The organism is Micromonospora sp. NPDC005163 (assembly GCF_053599835.1).
In genome coordinates, this window is the sequence record NZ_JBSFYP010000037.1 from 18,225 (window position 1) to 34,574 (window position 16,350).

13 protein-coding genes are annotated in these 16,350 nt (G+C 70.3%); 4 read left to right on the forward strand and 9 right to left on the reverse strand.

The annotated features are described in order from the left end of the window. Nucleotides 1-22 precede the first annotated feature (22 nt). The 5 genes from ACWD6N_RS23690 to ACWD6N_RS23710 form a co-directional block, all read right to left on the reverse strand. Nucleotides 23-520, reverse strand: a complete 498-nt coding sequence (locus ACWD6N_RS23690; RefSeq protein ID WP_450005169.1) for a hypothetical protein — start codon at nt 518-520, stop codon at nt 23-25. A gap of 68 nt (nt 521-588) precedes the next feature. Beyond that, nucleotides 589-2,841, reverse strand: coding sequence for a hypothetical protein (locus ACWD6N_RS23695; RefSeq protein ID WP_450005170.1), 2,253 nt, complete (start codon nt 2,839-2,841; stop codon nt 589-591). 178 nt (nt 2,842-3,019) lie between these two features. After that, nucleotides 3,020-3,394 (reverse strand): VOC family protein, encoded by a 375-nt coding sequence (locus tag ACWD6N_RS23700; protein ID WP_450005171.1) that lies wholly within the window; start codon nt 3,392-3,394, stop codon nt 3,020-3,022. A 340-nt stretch (nt 3,395-3,734) separates the two neighbouring features. Continuing rightward, nucleotides 3,735-4,790 (reverse strand): glycoside hydrolase family 43 protein, encoded by a 1,056-nt coding sequence (locus ACWD6N_RS23705; RefSeq protein WP_354967645.1) that lies wholly within the window; start codon nt 4,788-4,790, stop codon nt 3,735-3,737. Then, the gene (locus ACWD6N_RS23710) at nt 4,787-7,927 is read right to left on the reverse strand and encodes a GH92 family glycosyl hydrolase (protein ID WP_354967646.1); all 3,141 of its coding nucleotides are present in this window, start codon (nt 7,925-7,927) and stop codon (nt 4,787-4,789) included. The genes ACWD6N_RS23705 and ACWD6N_RS23710 overlap by 4 nt, the downstream gene beginning before the upstream one ends. Nucleotides 7,928-8,532: 605 nt before the next feature. Here ACWD6N_RS23710 and ACWD6N_RS23715 point away from each other — a divergent pair. After that, complete coding sequence (locus ACWD6N_RS23715) at nt 8,533-9,843, forward strand: alpha/beta fold hydrolase (RefSeq protein WP_354967647.1); 1,311 nt, start codon at nt 8,533-8,535, stop codon at nt 9,841-9,843. Between the two features lie 132 nt (nt 9,844-9,975). Beyond that, entirely contained in the window at nt 9,976-10,362 is a 387-nt protein-coding gene (locus ACWD6N_RS23720) for a DUF2267 domain-containing protein (protein ID WP_354967648.1), read from the forward strand. Nucleotides 10,363-10,395: 33 nt separating this feature from the next. Here ACWD6N_RS23720 and ACWD6N_RS23725 read toward each other — a convergent pair whose 3' ends face one another. The 3 genes from ACWD6N_RS23725 to ACWD6N_RS23735 form a co-directional block, all read right to left on the reverse strand. Next, nucleotides 10,396-12,204, reverse strand: a complete 1,809-nt coding sequence (locus tag ACWD6N_RS23725) for a hypothetical protein (protein WP_387327992.1) — start codon at nt 12,202-12,204, stop codon at nt 10,396-10,398. An 11-nt stretch (nt 12,205-12,215) separates the two neighbouring features. Then, complete coding sequence (locus tag ACWD6N_RS23730) at nt 12,216-12,377, reverse strand: hypothetical protein (protein WP_354967650.1); 162 nt, start codon at nt 12,375-12,377, stop codon at nt 12,216-12,218. Nucleotides 12,378-12,478: 101 nt separating this feature from the next. Then, nucleotides 12,479-13,399 carry a S66 peptidase family protein gene (locus tag ACWD6N_RS23735; protein WP_354967708.1) on the reverse strand — a complete coding sequence of 307 codons (921 nt, stop codon included), beginning with the start codon at nt 13,397-13,399 and terminating at the stop codon, nt 12,479-12,481. Between the two features lie 305 nt (nt 13,400-13,704). On the opposite strand from ACWD6N_RS23735, the gene ACWD6N_RS23740 reads away from it, so the two are divergent. Continuing rightward, nucleotides 13,705-14,046, forward strand: a complete 342-nt coding sequence (locus ACWD6N_RS23740) for an MmcQ/YjbR family DNA-binding protein (protein WP_354967651.1) — start codon at nt 13,705-13,707, stop codon at nt 14,044-14,046. Further along, nucleotides 14,033-14,680: a GNAT family N-acetyltransferase gene (locus ACWD6N_RS23745; protein WP_354967652.1), complete on the forward strand. Its 648-nt coding sequence runs from the start codon at nt 14,033-14,035 to the stop codon at nt 14,678-14,680. Before ACWD6N_RS23740 ends, ACWD6N_RS23745 begins: the two co-directional genes overlap by 14 nt. Before the next feature lie 41 nt (nt 14,681-14,721). Here the strand turns inward: ACWD6N_RS23745 and ACWD6N_RS23750 are convergent, their stop codons facing one another. Continuing rightward, the gene (locus ACWD6N_RS23750) at nt 14,722-16,200 is read right to left on the reverse strand and encodes a glutamate--cysteine ligase (protein ID WP_354967653.1); all 1,479 of its coding nucleotides are present in this window, start codon (nt 16,198-16,200) and stop codon (nt 14,722-14,724) included. Nucleotides 16,201-16,350: the final 150 nt, after the last annotated feature.

Consider the following 16,350-nt stretch of genomic DNA (forward strand, 5'->3'; position numbering starts at 1 on the left):
ACCGTAAAGCACCGTGCTGGCCTCAGTACGGCAGATCGATGCCCTGGCGACGGGCGAACTCGCGGTGGGCGGTGACGACCGTGTCGATGAAGGAGGCAGCCATCTCGTCGGCCCGCAGCACCCGGGTCGTTTCGACCTTGAAGTTCTCGTCGCAGTAGCGTTCGGCGTTGCGGACGCAGGGCTGCGCCTCCAGAGCGTCCCGGAGCAGATCCACGGGCTCGTCCCCGGTGTCGACGATGAACTTGACGCCGTCGCCGAAGCTCAACTCCCAGCGCAGCCCGTCGTCGGTACCGACCCAGAGCTGCCGGGAGAGCGCGTCGCGGCTCTGGGCGAAAACCTCCCGCATCACGCTGTCGTCCGAGCAGATCGCCGGAATGACGCTCGGGGTGCGGCCGGTGGCCGCGGCGACCGGAGGGAAGCCGGCGAGTCGGTCGACGCGGTAGAGGACGTAGCCCGGGTCGCCGGTGAGGTCCTCGGACTCGACGTCGGGCACCGCGTAGGGAGGTGGTTCGACTGTCATGGGCGCATGTTCCTTCGTGGTGAACGCGTCGGGGGCCGGGCTGGCGGCCCGGCCCCCGACGAACCCGGCTAGCTCAGCGGGAAGTGAATGGTGAAGGGGATGTTGTTCTTCTTCAGACAATCGAGCACAAGATCCGATGGGCCGAGTGAGTTATACCCACCGTGTGGCATGAAGTGCCATTGTGCTCCCTTGATCTTTGTGTCTCGGAACTGTGGGTTGATCTTGTTGTCCGCCAGGATCTTGTCCTGGTTGGCCGGGTCGGCGTACCACCTGTCCTCATCGCACTGAACGAGGTTGTGGCGGTCGTGTTCGGTCGGGACGCCGGTCTTGACCTCGTGGATGACCCAGCCTTCAGGGCTGTACTCGCCATAGTCGGTCGACCGGCCGCTGGGCTCGAACTGCCCTGGCACGCCGGCCTGCCTCAGCCAGAGTTGGGGCCGGCCGCGAGTGGTGTCGTCACGGTATCCCATGAGTTCGTCGACGAAGATGTTCTGACCGTCGTTACGGCCCGTGGCCCACCTGACGTCGGGGCCGGGGACGTGCAGATTCCGCCCGTTGCTGCCCACCGCCTTAAGCGCGAAGTGGATCTTCTGGAGATCGGTGCGCTCACCTCTGAGCAGCCGATCGAAGTTGCCCTTGCTGATTTTGCCGCTGGCGGCGGCCGCCATACCCTCCGGTTCGACGAGGGCTGCCCAGACCTCCGGCATGATGAGCTCGTAGGTGAGCTCCTTAACGGTGTCGGGGATCTTGTCGTACTTGACGACGAACCGGGCCGCCGGCATGAGGCGGTGGGTGTACTTGAGGACGAACTTCGCGACCTTGGCGGGGAGCGCGACCGCGTCACCGACGTAGGGGACGACGCCGAGGATGCTGAGACCCGCGCTGACCCACTCGCCGTGGATGAGCGCGGCGATGGTGTCGCGGATGTCGGCGAGCCCGCCAAGGATCCAGCCGACGACCGGGATGACGCTCAGCCCGCCGCCACACAGGTTGCCCGCGAGCCACGCCATCGAGTCCTTCTCGGCGAAGTCGCCGGCGAACATGCCGAGCAGGAAATCGGAGACGTACGTCCATTTGCTGATCTGCTCGTCGAATCGGCCAGGGTCGAGGCCATGGGACTCGGCGTTGGCGACCTCGTAGTCGTCGCGTAGACCATCCCCGTCGGTGTCCTGAACACGGGGGTTGATCGAGAGGTCGTCCTCGGTGAAGTCCGAGAGCCCGTCGCCGTCGGTGTCGACGTTGGCGGGATCGGTGAGGCCGTCCTCCTCCACGAGGTCCGGCAGGCCGTCGCCGTCGGTGTCGGTGTCCGTGGGGACGGGGACGATTGGCGGGACGTCGCCGGGTGTCGGCGGAGCGCGTGGCTGGTCGGCGACGAGCGGATTGCTGCCCTGGGCCACCTCGGCACCGTCAGTGGCACCGTCGCCGTCGGTGTCCGGGTTGGTGGGCGAGGTGCCGAGCCGCTGCTCGTCGAGGTTGGTGAGGCCATCGCCGTCGACGTCCTCCGCGCCGTCGGCGACCCCGTCCTGATCGCTGTCGACGGCGTTGGGTCGGGTCCAGCCAGCCAACTCGGTGATCTCGAACTTGTCGGTCAACCCGTCGCCGTCGGAGTCGACCAGCAGCGGGCTGGACCCGAACCGCAGCTCGATCACATCGATGACCCCGTCGTCATCGTGGTCGCCGTTGTAGGTGATGCCCAGCCGGGTCAGGACGCGGAAGCCGTTGTCCCAGGCTTTCGCCGCATGGACCGTCGCCGGGGTCGGATTGGCCTTGGCCAGCATGGTGTCGGCCTTGGCCAGGCTGACCTTGGCCGCGTCCAGGTCCGCGAACGCCTGGGCCAGGCCAGCCGGGGCGGGCGCGGGCGGCGGGCTGGCCCGGAATGGCCCGATCGTCGCCTCGGCATCCTGGATCGCGGCGTCCGCCAGCAGGCGCAACCCGGACAAGGTCTCCACCAGCGCAACCACATGTGCCTGCTCGCCCTCGCCGTTGGGCGGGCTCGCGCCGGTGAGCCGGCTCTTGAGGAACGACTCCAGATGTTGGAGGTTGTCGAACACCGTCGCACCGTCGCCGGCGCTCTTGAGCCGTGCGCCGTCGAAATACCGGCTCTCGACGTCCGCCAGCACCGGGGCGATCCGGCTGTCTCCCAGCCCGCCATCCACGTACGGCCGTAGGGCCTGGACGGACTCGGTGATGTAGACCTTCGCGTCGCGGGTGTACTTGGCGGTGGGGATCTTGGCGACCTCCACCTCCCACAGGCGTTTCTCCCCTGCCGACGCCGGGGCGGCGACGAGCCCCACCTGTGCGGCGACCAGTGCCGCAACCACTGCGGCGAGTCTTGACCGCAATCGTCTTCTGTGTCTCACCGACACCTCCGTCTATGCGTCCCGAACAAATATTTCGCTAAGATATCCACCAGGGTCTCTATTCGAAGTCCCGCCGGAATTAGCCGGCTATGCGTGCGCGCCTATGTCTATGGCGGGTTAGAGTGGCATCCCGTGCGGCTTACAGGTACGGCCGCGTGATGATCTCGATGGCGTGCCCCGCCGGGTCGAAGAAGTAGAAGCCCCGCCCGCCGTGCTCGGTGTTGGTCTCGCCCTCCCGCTTCATCTGCGGGTCGGCCCAGTACGTGATGCCGCGCCCCTCGATGCGCGCCAAGCACCGCGCGAACAACTCGTCGTCGACGAGAAACGCGTAGTGCTGCATCTGGATGTCCACCGGCGGCTCGGCGAACTGGAGCAGCACGCCCTCGTCGAGCAGGACGTTGGCGAACGGCCCCCACGATGGCGCCTCCGGCAGCTCGAGCAGCTCCCGGTAGAACGCGGCCGACGCGCTCGTGTCCTTTGTGGCGATGATGGTGTGGTTGAACGTGACTGCCATGTGTGCCGTCTTCCCGGTCGATCCGAAGACCCGACCGGAAGCCCGCGGCGTCCACCAACCGCACCGATGACAAAGCCCCGAGGGCGCCGACGCCCCGGACTCCGCGCGAGACACACGTACGTCGTGTTGATCTCGGCGTGGCGGCTGAAGTAGCCACAACCTCCGGGGGGTAGGCCCATCTGGGGCGCGATGGAACGCTAACACGGCCGGCGCGGACATCACCGCCGCGTGCAAGGCGGCCGGCGTCAGCGTGACCTTCTGACCGTCGTCGCTCACCCGACGCCGGCCAGCGTGGCGCGTCTCGCCACGCTGGCCGGCGTCGGCCGTTGAAGCGTGCGGATCACTCGAAGAACTTGATGCTGAACCCGGTGTCGGTCGTCGGGCCGGGCACGTTGGCGCGGCGGTAGGTGGTGTTTCCCCACCAGCAGAAGGTGCCGGTGTACCAGTAGCGGTTCGCCCACGAGTACGGGGTGCCCTTCGGCACGGCGTGGAACATCAGCGGGAACCTAGGCCCAGCGGGCGGGCTCGTGGCGATGTCGCCGTTGAGCAGGACGAAACTGTGGTGGCCGGGGCCGTCGACGTGCAGGGTGGGGTCCCAGCCGGCCATCATGGTGGCCCGGTTCGAGCCGAACAGGCAGCCGTTCGACTTGTACCAGTCCCACACGTAGGTCGGGTCGCCGCCGGCCCGCAGGCGCAGGTCCGCGAGGCAGTACTGGTTGCTCCAACTGCCGTTGGCGGAGTAGACGATGTGCAGCTGCCCGTTGGGGTCCCTGATCGCCTCGGGGGCCTCGTTGATGTACGGGTTGCCGACGACGCGTTCCCAGCTCTCCCGGGGCTGCGAGATGATGAACCGGTTGCCCGTCGGGGTGAGCGAGTCGCTCATCCGGCTGAGGTAGATGTTCTGCTCGACGTTGGTGTCGCCGGCCCACCCCGACCAGACGAACCACCGCTGCCCGTCGAAGGTGAACAGGCTGCCGTCGATGGCCCACTTGCCGCCGGGCAGCGCGAGCTGCCTCTCGGCCGTGTAGCCGGTGGCCGGCGACGCCGAGCTGATCGCGTACATGCGGTGTGCGGGGCCGCGCCCGGCCGAGAAGAAGATGTAGTAGCGGCCGCCGTCGGTGACGAGTTCCGGAGCCCAGACCTCGCCCAGGTTGCGGGTGTCCGACCACACCCGGTGGGCGGGAGCGGCGGCCAGCCCGTCGGTCGACGATGCCTGGCGGACGGCGATCCCGCCGTCGAGCGACTGGACGGAGATGTACGTGCTGCCGACGCGGATCACGCTCGGATCGGCGGCCCGCATGCTGGTCTGGCCGGCCACCGCCGGCCCGGCACCGGCGGCGGACAGGCCGGTGGCGAGCACGGCGGCCAGTACGGCGGAGAGGAATCTGGTGTTCACCCGTACACCTCCACCTCGTAGAGACGTGCGGCCCCGTCGGTGGTCTGGGTCGGGGTGAGCACGTTCACCCGTACGTACCGGCCACTGGCCGAGACCGGATGCTCGCTGGCGTCGGCGGTGTTGCCCCGAACCTGCGCCGCGGTCGTCCAGGTGGCGGCGTCAGGGGACACCTGAAGGTCGAAGTCCCGGGTGTTCCAGGCCGGGTTCTCGCCTCCCGCCCCGGCGTGCAGGACGCGGATGCTGGTGATCGCGCGGGTCGCGCCCAGGTCGATCCGCAGGAATTTGCTGGCGCCGGTCGAGCACCACTTGTCGGTGTTGCCGCCCGAGGTGCTGCCGTTGACGGCCTTCTCCGGCCCCTCGGTGCTGGCGCACTGGGAGTCGGCGACGGCCGGCCGGTTCAGCGCGAGGTTGGTGGCCGCCGCGCCGCCGTACACCTCGAACTCGGCGATGCGGGCGGCGCCGTTGCCGTTGTTGGTGGGGGTGGTGATGGCGAGCCGGACGTGGCGGGCGGTCACCGCCCCGATCGGGTGGTAGGTGCGGCTGGACCGGTTGCCGGTCACCGTCGCGCGGGTCGTCCAGGTGGTGCCGTCGGAGCTGGTCTGAATGGTGAAGGCGCCGGTGTTCCAGCCGGTGGTCTCGCCGCCGAGCCCGACGTGCTTGACGACGAAGGACCGCACCGTCTGGTTGGCGCCGAGGTCGACCTGGAGGGTCTTCGTGCCGGCAGCGAGGGAGCACCACTTGCTGGTGCTGCCGAGCCGCCCGTCGAACGCCTTCTCCGGGCCCTCGGCGCTGTTGCAGGCGGCGGAGCCGGTGGCGGGCCTGCCGGCGGCGAGGTTGGTGCCCAGGTCCGGGGCGGCCGGCGGTGGGGTGAACCCGTCGTTGAACGACGGCGGCACGTTGGCCGGGTCGGTGCCCCAGGCCGACGGCGCACCGCCCATCGTGTACGCCAGGGTGCCGCCCCCGGCGATGTCCTCGTACCGCAGCCAGGTCCGCTGCGTCGATGTGCCGTTCACCGAGAGGCCCTGGACGTACTGGTTGCCCTGGCTGGCGGCGGGAGCGGTGATCTGGAGATCACCGGTGGGCCGGTCGACCAGCATCGAGGGGAAGAGCGGGCCGTGCAGGGCGAGGGTGTCCGCGCCCGGGGTCGGCGGGTACATGCCGAGCGCCGACCAGACGAACCACGCCGAGGTGGCGCCGAGGTCGTCGTTGCCGGGCAGTCCGCCGGCGCCGGTGGTGAACGACTCGTTCATGATCCGTCGTACGGCGGCGCTCGTGCCGGCTGGCGCCGCCGCGAAGTGGTACGCCCACGGCACGCCGTGCTCCGGCTCGTTGCCGATGTAGAAGTACGGCTGCGACTGCCCGCCGTTGGTCTGGGTGAAGTGGTGGTCCAGCCGCTGGATCGCGGTCTGCCGCCCACCCATCAGGTTGATCAGGCCGGCGAAGTTGTACGGGACCATCCAGGTGTACTGCGAGGCGTTGCCCTCGACGAAGTTCGACTGGCTGGCCGGGTCGAGTGGCCAGGGCCAGGTGCCGTCGGCGTTGCGCGGGTGCACGTAGCTCGACTCGGTGTTGAAGGTGTTGCGCCACCACTGGGCGCGCGTCATGTGCGTGTTGTACGTGGCGGTGTCGCCGAGCGCGCGGGCGAACTGGGCGACGGCGAAGTCGCTCGCCGAGTACTCCAACGAGTCGGACGGATCGCCGTCGATGTACTGGCGTTGCACGTAGCCGCTCTGGCGGCCCCGGATCGGGCTGCCCTGGGTGGTGCCGCCGGCCGAGCTCTTCTTCATCAGCGCCAGGGCCGCGGCGGTGTCGAAGTCACGGACACCGAACTGGTAGATGCTGTCCACGATGATCGGCCCCGGGTCGCCGGTCATCACGAACGCCTCGTTGTGGTTGTGTGACCACTTCGGCAGCAGGCCGCCCTGCTGGCCGTCGAGCACCATCGACTTCGCGATGTCGGCGGCCTCCTGCGGCGCGAGGTAGGCGATCAGCGACGCCCACGAGCGGTAGATGTCCCACCCGGAGTAGTTCTGGTACACCGGATGGCTCGCGCTGTGGATGGCGTTGTCGAAGCCGCGGTACTGCCCGTTGACGTCGTTGGAGATGTTGGGATTGATGAAGACGCGGTAGAGCGCGGTGTAGAACTTCTGCAGGTCGGCGGCCGTGCCGCCGGTGGCCTGGATCCGGTTCAGGACGCTGTTCCACTGGGCGTCGGCGTTGGTGCGGACGGTGTCGAAGGCGAAGCCCGACTGTTCGGCGGCGAGGTTGGCGGCGGCGCCCGCCTGGCTGACGAAGGAGATCCCGATCTTGACCTGCACGACCGCGTTGCCGGACGTGTCGAAGGTGAGATAGCCGCCCGAGTTCGTGCCGCTGACGCTGGTGCCGCCGGCGGTGACGGTGCCACCGAGCCAGGTGCCGGTGCCGCTCGGCGCGCGGTCGAACTCCATCCGGTAGAAGATCTGGTACGTCTTCGAGCTGCCGCAGAATCCACCGCCGGTGACGCTGCCGGTCACGGTCGACCCGTTGATCGCGAGCGAGCCGGCCCGGTTGCCGGTGGCGCTGCGACTGGTGTTGATCAGCACTCGGGCGCTGGTGGTGGACGGGTAGGTCAGTCGCAGGGCGGCCGTGCGGGTGGTGGCCGAGGCCTCCACCCTGGTGTTGCCGTAGTTGCTGAGCACCGCCTGGTAGAAACCGGGCCGGGCCTGCTCCTGGCTCTTGTTCTGGGTGGCGCGGTAGGACGTCCAGGCGGTGCCCGGCGAGGAGCCGAGGGCGCCGGTGATCGGGAGGATGCCGAGGTCCTCGTTGTTGGCGCAGCCGGCCCCGTTGAAGTGGGTGAGGCTGAACTCCTCGATCTGGGTGTCACTGAACCGGTACCCCGACGGTGAGGCGGTCGGGGTGTCCGGGCTGAGCTGCACCATCCCGAACGGCTGGATCGGGCCGGGGACGGTGCTGCCGCCGGCGCCTCCGCCGACCGGGTTCGGTGCGTTGCTGTCGTCGGTGCCGATGAACGGGTTGACGTACGAGGTGAGGTTGAGCGGCGCCGCGGCGGCGGGCGCGGCGACGGCGACGAGGACGGACGTGCCGGTGATGGCTGTCGCCAGCAGGCTGAGCAGACGGGACGGGCCTGATCGGGGCATGAGGCGGACCCTCCTTCGAGGTGACGACGCCCGGATGACATCGTTGTCATAGATGGGCGTCGAACTCCTGTGTAGGCCCTCGATGAGGAGACTGTCAATGGGCCGGACGTGTGGCGGGGCTGCCGGCACACGTCCGCCCCTGCTCAGGGTGCGAGCCTGAACGCTGCCCCTCGGGCAGCCCGCGCAGCGCGGCGAGCAGGGCGAGGTGCTCCGGCGAGTGGTCCGCGACCGCCGGCGGTGGACCGATCCGACGCAGCAGCCCATCGAGTACGCGCCGACGCCGGTACCGGCTGCGCGCCACGTTCACCGCGACGCGGCGCAGCCACGCCTCCGGGTTCTCCAGCTCGGCGAAACGTCGGGGCGCGGCCAGCGCCTTTGCTGAACGCCTCCTGGACCGCCTCCTGCGCCTCGTTCAGGTCGCCCGTCACCGCGTACAACTGGACCACCAGACGCCGGAAACAGCTGGCGTAAAGCTCGGAGATCAGATCACCGTCGGACACCGCCACCCCCCTTCTTCCACCAGTTCCACCAACGGGCGGGGAGAAGGTTCCGGTGGCCGGTCAGAATATGTCCGGTCAGGGACAACCTCCGGGAAGGGACCACCCGTGCCGACCTACCGCCAACCAGGCACCGTCATCACCGACCTTCGCTTCCAGGTGCCGCTCGACCACGCGGACCCGGCCGGCGAGCGGATCGAGGTGTACGCCCGCGAGGTCGTGGCCGCCGGCAAGCAGCACGAGCCGCTGCCCTGGCTGCTCTTCCTACAGGGCGGGCCTGGCGGCCGGTCACCGCGCCCGGTGGGCCGGGACAGCTGGCTGGACCGGGCGCTGGACGACTACCGGGTGCTGCTGCTGGACCAGCGCGGCACCGGCCGGTCCACCTCCGCCGACCGGCACACGCTGCCGCGGCGCGGAGACGCCGCCGCGCAGGCCCGGTATCTGGCGCACTTCCGGGCCGACTCGATCGTCCGCGACTGCGAGCTGATCCGCCGCGAACTCCTCGGCGAGGACGGGCGGTGGAGCCTGCTCGGCCAGAGCTACGGCGGCTTCTGCACCCTCACCTACCTGTCGTACGCGCCGCAGGGCGTCGGCGAGGCCCTCGTGACCGGCGGTCTGCCCGGCCTGCGCAGCACGGCTCAGCACGTCTACCGGGCCGCCTACCCACGCGTGCAGCGCAAGGTCGAGGCGCACTACACGCGCTACCCGGAGGACGTCGAGACCGTCCGGGCCGTCGTGCGGCACCTGCGGGAGCGGGAGGTGCGCCTGCCCGGCGGTGGGCTGCTGACCGCCGAGGCGTTCCAGGCGATCGGCATCACGCTGGGCACCGGCAACGGGTCGCACACCCTGCACTACCTGCTCGAAGACGCCTTCCTGCCCGGGGTGCCCGGCCCGCAGCTCTCCGACCCGTTCCTCGCCGAGGTCCAGGGCCACCTGTCGTACGCGAGCCGCCCGCTCTACGCGCTGCTGCACGAGTCGATCTACGGCCAGCGTTCGGTGTCGCCGGCCGCCACCGGGTGGGCGGCCGAGACGGTACGGGCCGAGTTCCCGCAGTTCGACGCCGACCGGGCGTTGGCGGAGGGCCGACCGGTGCTGCTGACCGGCGAGATGATCTACCCGTGGATGGTTGGCACCGATCCGTCGCTGGAACCGCTGGGCGAGGCGGCGGAGCTGCTGGCGCGGCGCACGGACTGGCCGGACCTGTACGACCCGCAGCAGTTGGCCCGCAACGAGGTGCCGGTCGCCGCCGCGATCTACCACGACGACATGTACGTCGACACCGACGACTCGTTGGCCACGGCGCGAGCGGTGCGCGGCCTGCGCCCCTGGATCACCAACGAGTACGAGCACGACGGCCTGCGGGTGAGCGAGGGCCGCGTCCTCGACCGGCTGATCCGCATGGTTCGCGGCGAGATGTGAGGTCCTTCCCGCCCGACGGCCGGGTGTCCGGGTCGACGGGCGACCCCGTTTGCGGTCAGGGAGCCTGGGAACTCGCCCCGTTCGTCCGCCGGCAGGCCTGACGGCCGGTCGAGAAGACGGAAGGAGCGGGTCATGGAGTACGAGCAGATGATCGCCACGGTACGGAAGCGCGCGGGCCTCGGCGAGAACGAGGCCGTGCGGTCCATACAGGCCGTCCTGTCGGTGCTCGGCGAACGACTCGCCGGACAGGAGGCCGACCACCTCGCGGCACAGCTACCGAAGGGGTTGGACGCGTCGGTCACCCGTAACCCGCAGGGCCGTCGGTGGGACGTCGGCGAGTTCCTGAAGAACGTCGGTGACCGGGAGCAGGTCGCGAACGCGGACCAGGTACGTCAACACGCCCAGGCGGTGTTGCGTACCGTGGCCGAGGCGCTCGACGACGACCAGCGTCACGACCTGCTCGCCCAGCTTCCCGGCGGCATCACCGATCTCTTCGGAGTTCCCACCCCGCGCGGCTGAGCACCGCAGAGCCGCGCCCGCCGGCGGAGCAGGTCAGGTCTTGCGGACCGCGCTGGTGAAGCCGGCGATGAAGAGGGTGGCGAAGCTCCAGGCGAGCAGTTGCAGGATCCAGCCGGCGATGATAAGGATCTGACCGGCAGCGGCGTCGGTGGGTTGGCAGCGGTCGCGGGCGCCGGTCCTGAGCAGTGGGGTGCCGAGGTCGAGGCCGACACCGATCTGGTCGATGGTCGTGCAGCCGGCGGCAGCGCTGGTGACCGGCTTCTGCGCGAGGCCGCCGTGGTGGCCGCCGATGACGCTGAGGGTGACGGCGAGCGCCAGTGTGGCGAGGAGCATGAGCAGGGCACGCCAGGGCTGGTAGCCGTAGCCGAGGGTGATGCCGATGAGACGACCCCACGCCCGTTCGGCGACGGTCAGCCCGGCGCGCTGGATCTGGTCGCGGCGTTGGGCGATGAGGACGGTGCGGGCGTCGCGGTCGTGGCCCACGGCCCGGTAGGCGGCGGCGAGGTGCTGGTAGGGCTGGGCGCTGTAACGGGGCGTGTGCTCGCGCAGCAGGGTCAACCAGCCCGGCAGTGACGCGGGGCGCGGCAGGCCGCTGTAGGTGAGCCCGTCCAATTCGATCAGCGGTCCCGGACCGGGCGCCGTGCGCGTCATCCGATCGGTGTCAAAGCGGAGACCGCCGGCGATCCTCGCTCCGGCCAGCGCCAGCACCGCCACCTCGTCACCGCCGCTGATGGCGTCGAATCCGTCATCCAGGAGCACGTCCTGGTCGACCCGGACGCTGTTGAGGTCGAGGGCGGGGCCGATCGTGTTCTCCAGTCGCGCGCCGCCGCAGGCCAGGATTCCGCCGATGTGTGCGCCGGCCAGGCCGATGGTGCCCCACTCGCTGGTGCTGGTGGCGGTGAAACCGTCGTCCAGGGCCACGTCCCGGTCGACCCTGAGGACGTCGCCGTCGAGGACCGGTCCGGCGGTGTTCGTCAGCCGCGCACCGCCGGCGCTCAACGAGCCGATGTGGGCGCCGAGCAGCCGGACGGTGCCCTGCTCGCTGGCGCTGCTGGCGGTGAAGCCGTTCGACAGCAGCACGTCCTGGTCGACCCGGAGGTTGTCGGCGTTGAGCGCCGGCCCGGCGGTATTCTCCAGCCGTGCCCCACGGCAGTTGAGCTGCCCGCTGATGTGGGCGCCGAGCAGCCGGACAGTGCCGCGTGCGCTGGGACTGCTGGCGGCGAACCCGTCATTGAGGAACACGCTCTGGTCGGCCCGGAGGCCGTCGGCGTCCAGGGCGGGGCCCGAGCTGTTGGCCAACCGCGCTCCGCGGCAGTCCAACGTGCCGACGCGTGCGCCGGCGAGCCGAACGGTGCCGGCGGCGGCATCAGCGGTGGCCGTGCTCCCGTCGAGTGAGAGCACCCACGCGGTGCAGCGGGTGGCGTCGAGTGCCGCGTCCGCGGAACCGGGCGCCTGCTCGATGCGGCACCCGGTCAGGGCCACCGCTGCCAGCCGGGCGTTGCGAAGGTTCACGCCGCTGGGCAGGAGGCAGTCGCGCAGCTCCAGCGCCAGCTCACTGGCGATGTTCTCCAGATCGATCTGGCCGGCGATCCGTGCTCCGCGCAGCCGCAGGCCGTGCGGGTCGGGCGCGTCGACCACCCGGCCGCGGACCAGGTCACGGATGACCGAAGCGGAGATCGTCCGATCGTCGCCCCAGGACCGCATCGCCGCATCACCGACCGGCCCGTCACCGGCCAGATCCAGCACCTCGCCGCGGGCGACGGACTCGATCAGTCGCTGCTCCACAGGACTGTGCGTCGCGCCGTTCGCATCCCGCACCCGCTGCGCGCCCACTGACGTCATGGCACCCATCATCAACGACAGGTACGCGAGCGGCCGGCGCCACGACGCGGCTCGGCCGGAAGACGGTCGTGCCACGCCCACACGTCGGCGAGATCGGTCAGGTCGACGACCAGGCCGTTGCCCCGGCGGTCGCCGCGGCGGGCGTACTCGTAGGGGATATGACTGTGAGTCATAAATATGACTGTGAGGTATGACGTTCACCGGGGACATCGCCCCCGGACCCGCCCTCCGGCGAGCCCCGCACGACGCCTCGGACCAGCCGGCGCTGCGCCGGCTACCGGGGACGGACTCCCGGCTCGACCGTCAGCGTTCCCGCCACGGCGTCGATCGTGGCCTGCGAACCGAGCGGAACGGTGAGCTGACCGTTGCCGTGGCCCAGCCGGAGCCCGCCGAGGACCGGTACGCCCAGGTCGTAGAGGCGGTCCTTCAGGACCGCCGCCGCGTCCCATTCGTTCGGACCACCGACGCTGTTGGTGATCTGCCCGATGGCCACCCCGGCGACCCGGGACAGCACGCCCACCCGGCGCAACTCGGTCAGCATCCGGTCGATGCTGTACGGCGCCTCGTCCACGTCCTCGAAGAACAGGATGGCGTTGTCGAACTTCGGGGCGTCAGCGGCGCCCAGCGAGGTGGAGATCAGGGTGAGGCAACCGCCGAGCAGGGGACCCGTCGCCCGGCCCGGCACCAGCACGGGCGCCGCCGTCTCGGCAGGATCCCGGGCGATGGTGACGGGTGCGGTCGTCATCACCGCCCGGCGAAGCGACTCGGCCGACTCCGGGCCGGTGCGGCTGTCGCTCCAGTTGACCATCGGGCCGTAGAAGGTGACCAGCCCGGCCTCGCGCCAGAGCCGGCCGTGGATGCTGGTGATGTCACTGAACCCGACGACCACCCTGGGATCGCGACGGAGCCCGGCCACACTGATCCGATCGACGATCCGTTGGGTGCCGTAGCCGCCACGGGCGCCGAAGACACCACGGACCCCGGGATCGTTGAGCGCCGCGTTCAGGTCGGCCAGCCGCTGCGCGTCGGTGCCGGCCAGATAGCCGTACCTGGCGAAGACGTGCGTGCCCAGCTCGACCACCAGGCCCCAGCTCCGCAGGATCTCCACACCGCGGGCCATGTTGTCCGGGTTGGGAGTGCCGCCGGGCGACACGACCCGGACCCGGTCACCGGGCACCAGCACCGGCGCACGCAACGCGCGCTTCGGGCCACCCGGCGCGGCGGACGCCGCCTCGGCCGTGCCGGCAAGCAACGCGGCACCGGCAGCGCCGGCCCCGACACCCAGCACGTGCCGTCGGGACAGGGTGCGGTCCGTTCCGGAAGCACTCACAGGCGGTCCCCTCATTGACATCGATGTCCGCGCCGCACCAGCCTACGACACACGTCGATGGCAATGGGTGTCCAAAAAGGACGCGTGCGCAGCACCGGCGGCGTCGCCAGCCGTAACCTGACGTCAGCACGGGTTCGACTACCGCGACGACAACGAGGAGTCCTCGACCCATGATCAGGCTTGCTGACATCCGTAGCTACGCGATGGCTCTGCCGGAGGTCGTCGAGAAGCCACACTTCCGGCTGCCCGGCTTCCGCGTCGCGGACAAGCTCCTCGCTCACCTGGAGAAGGGCGACGCGCACGCGATCGTGTGTGTCGGGCAGGCGGAGGCCAGCACGGCGCCCGCGGACCAGCCGGACACCTATGAGGAGGTGTGGCGGAACGGCCGGATCTTCGTCGGCCTCCGCGTCGACCTGTCCACGGTCACCGAGGAGCGCATGCGGGAGCTGATCGAGCACGCCTGGCGCAACCGGGCGCCGAAGCGCCTGGTCGCCGCGCATGACAGCCGCTGACGGCCCCGGCCACAACGTCCTTGCCGCCACCGAGGAGGGAAACGGCGTGATGGAGAACGAGCGACAGTCAGCGCCTGGCGCGACGTACGCGGGCGGGGAACCCACGGTGCGACTGCGGCCGGTCGCCGAGGCCGACCTGGAGATGTTCCGACGGTTCTGCACCGAGCCGGGGCTGATCGGGCTGGACTGGTCCGGCTTCCGGGACTCGGGCGCACCGGCGCGGCGGTTCGCCGCCGACGGCTGGCTGGGCGCCGACGACGGGCGGCTCATCGTCCAGGTCGAGCCGGACCAGGCCGCCGCCGGCTTGGTCAGCTACGTCTCCGGGCGCTACAGCGGCAGGGCGTCGTACTGGGAGATCGGGATCGTGTTGCTGCCGGCGTGGCGCGGACGCGGCATCGGCTGGCGAGCCCAGGCGCTGCTCTGCGACTACCTGTTCCAGCACAGCCCGGCGCAGCGCATCCAGGCCGGCACCCACCCGGAGAACGTCGCCGAGCAGCGGTCGCTGGAGAAGGCCGGCTTCCAGCTCGAAGGCGTCGTGCGGGCCTGCGAGTTTCGGGCCGGGCGGTGGCGCGACGGGTACCTCTACAGCCGGCTGCGCGACGACCCGTCACCCTGGGACCGCCCGGGGGAGTGACGCCGGCTCAGGGGCCGAGCCGGTTCAGGGGATGGGCCGGTTCAGGGGATGGGCCACTCGTGCACCGGCCGGTTGCTGTGCATCAGCGTCACGTAGTGCCGGACCACCTCGCGCAGCGCCGCCGGCCGGTCCAGGTGGTCGGCGGACTCCAGCCGGTGCAGCGTCTCCACCTGCCACGTCGCGCCGTTGCGGCCGGTCAGGCAGCGCTGCTCGATGATGCCCAGCAGCCGGTCACGCTCGCCCGGGTCGAGCCCCCAGCGGTCCAGGCCGTGATGCGCCATCGGCAGCAGCCGGCGCAGCACCAGCTCGGTGACCGGCAGGTAGCCGAGGCCGGGCCAGAAGACCTGCGCGTCGATGCCGTACCGGGCGCAGCTGGTGAAGTTCTCCTCGGCGGCGCTGAACGACATCTGCGACCACAACGGCCGGTCCGACTCGGCCAGGGCCCGGACCAGTCCGAAGTAGAAGGCGCCGTTGGCGATGGTGTCCAGCACCGTGGGCCCGGCGGGCAGCACCCGGTTCTCCACCCGCAGGTGCGGCCGGCCACGCGACACGTCGTACACCGGCCGGTTCCACCGGTAGACCGTGCCGTTGTGCAGCCGCAGCTCGGCGAGCCGGGGCACCTCACCGGCGGCCAGCGCCTGCGCCGGGTCCTCCGGGTCGCAGACCGGCAGCAGCGCCGGGAAGTAGCGCACGTTCTCCTCGAACAGGTCGAACACGTTGGTGATCCAGCGCTCGCCGAACCAGACCCGGGGCCGTACGCCCTGCGCCTTGATCTCCTCCGACCGGGTGTCGGTGGCCTGCTGGAACAGCGGGATGCGGGTCTCGCGCCACAGCTCCCGGCCGAAGAACAGCGGCGCGTTCGCGCCGAGGGCGACCTGGATGCCGGCGATCGCCTGGGCGGCGTTCCAGTAGTCGGCGAACTGGGCCGGGCTCACCTGGAGGTGGAACTGGGTGCTGGTGCAGGCCGCCTCCGGGGTGATCGTGTCGGCGGTGACCGCCAACCGTTCCACCCCGCTGATGGCGATCGGCAGGTCCTCGCCACGGGCGGCGAAGATCTGCTCGTTGAGCAGCGCGTACCGGGGGTTGTGCGAGAGCGTCTCGGCGGTCAGGTGTTCGGGGCGCAACGTCGGCAGGATGCCGATCATGACCATGTGGGCGCCGATCGCGCGGGCCTTCTCCTCGGCGGCGTTGAGGCTGGCCCGCACGTGCTCCTCGAACTCGGCGGTGCCGGTGCCGGTCAGCCGGCGGGGCGCCACGTTGATCTCGATGTTGAACTGGCCCAGCTCGGTCTGGAAGCTCGGGTCGGCGATCTCCGCCAGCACGTCGGCGTTGCGCATCGCCGGCATCGACGCCTGGTCGACCAGGTTCAGCTCGATCTCCAGCCCCGTCAGTGGCCGGTCGATGTCGAACCGCGACTCGCGCAGCATCTCGGCGAAGACGTCCAGGCAACGGCGGACCTTGTCCCGGTAGCGGGCCCGGTCCTCTCGGCTGAAGGTCCGTACGCCGACATCCTCGCCCATGGTCACCACCCTGTCACCGCTGGTCCCCCTAACCTCGCACGTGTCGAGCGAGCGGGGAAGACCCGATGGTCCCTTCCTACCCACCTGTGAGCCCGGTGATCCCTGTCGCGCCCGCGTGGTCCGCTCCGGCGCGGCCGGCGCGCACCGCTA

Excerpts from the sequence above, each read along its gene's own strand:
- ACWD6N_RS23745 (WP_354967652.1), top strand. The coding sequence starts at position 14,033 with ATGACAGCCGCTGACGGCCCCGGCCACAACGTCCTTGCCGCCACCGAG.
- ACWD6N_RS23725 (WP_387327992.1), bottom strand. The coding sequence starts at position 12,204 with ATGACGTCAGTGGGCGCGCAGCGGGTGCGGGATGCGAACGGCGCGACG.
- ACWD6N_RS23750 (WP_354967653.1), bottom strand. The coding sequence starts at position 16,200 with ATGGGCGAGGATGTCGGCGTACGGACCTTCAGCCGAGAGGACCGGGCC.
- ACWD6N_RS23730 (WP_354967650.1), bottom strand. The coding sequence starts at position 12,377 with ATGACTCACAGTCATATCCCCTACGAGTACGCCCGCCGCGGCGACCGC.
- ACWD6N_RS23720 (WP_354967648.1), top strand. The coding sequence starts at position 9,976 with ATGGAGTACGAGCAGATGATCGCCACGGTACGGAAGCGCGCGGGCCTC.
- ACWD6N_RS23690 (WP_450005169.1), bottom strand. The coding sequence starts at position 520 with ATGACAGTCGAACCACCTCCCTACGCGGTGCCCGACGTCGAGTCCGAG.
- ACWD6N_RS23700 (WP_450005171.1), bottom strand. The coding sequence starts at position 3,394 with ATGGCAGTCACGTTCAACCACACCATCATCGCCACAAAGGACACGAGC.
- ACWD6N_RS23710 (WP_354967646.1), bottom strand. The coding sequence starts at position 7,927 with ATGCCCCGATCAGGCCCGTCCCGTCTGCTCAGCCTGCTGGCGACAGCC.
- ACWD6N_RS23740 (WP_354967651.1), top strand. The coding sequence starts at position 13,705 with ATGATCAGGCTTGCTGACATCCGTAGCTACGCGATGGCTCTGCCGGAG.